Raw genomic sequence first — 674 nt, 5'->3', positions numbered from 1 at the left:
TCAGCTGCACCCTGGTCACGCCGTTGTATTCGTTGGCATCCAGCCGGTAGGCGATCAGCGCCCGCTCGGGCAGGCTGTCGGCATGGCCAAACCAGATCGCGTCGTAGCGGCGGCCATCCTTTTCCAGCATCAATTTCAGGTGTTTTTCCTTCAAGATACGCTGGTTCAGCACGCGGAACTCGTCGCAGAACACCGGCGGCGCGAAGCCCTGGCCCCAGACCTGGGTGTCGAGCAGTTCGATGAATTGCGTTGAGAAATAGGCGTCTTCCAGCGGCCCGTCGGTTTCGATCACGCGTTCCAGCTGGTTTTGCGTCAGCCATGCGCGGCCGACCGCCTCGAAGGCGGCGCAGAATGCCTCGAAGGCGTCGGCGCGGATGGTGAGGCCGGCCGCCATCGCGTGGCCGCCGAACTTGGTGATGACGCCCGGCGCATGCTTGGACACCAGGTCGAGCGCGTCGCGCAGGTGAAAGCCGGCGATCGAGCGGCCCGAGCCCTTGATCAGGCCCTCGCCGCCCGGCGCGAAGGTGATGGTCGGCCGGTAGAACTTGTCTTTCAGGCGCGAGGCGACGATGCCGATCACGCCCTGATGCCAAGACGGATCGAACACGCTGATGGTGGTCTTGTCCTGCGGGTTGAAGGTGTCGAGCAGCAACAGCGCGGTATCCTGCATTTCC

The 674-nt window shown here is 63.9% G+C and carries 1 protein-coding gene; it reads right to left on the bottom strand.

All coding sequences use genetic code 11. From position 1 onward, the window contains the following. A partial coding sequence (locus tag A6M56_RS08165; RefSeq protein ID WP_286758057.1) for a DHHA1 domain-containing protein occupies nt 1–674 on the bottom strand: 674 nt, incomplete at both ends.

Origin of the sequence: Ralstonia sp. RL, from assembly GCF_001683835.1 — a bacterium.
Classification (GTDB): domain Bacteria; phylum Pseudomonadota; class Gammaproteobacteria; order Burkholderiales; family Burkholderiaceae; genus Ralstonia; species Ralstonia mannitolilytica.
This window is presented reverse-complemented; position numbering and strand designations above follow the sequence as displayed.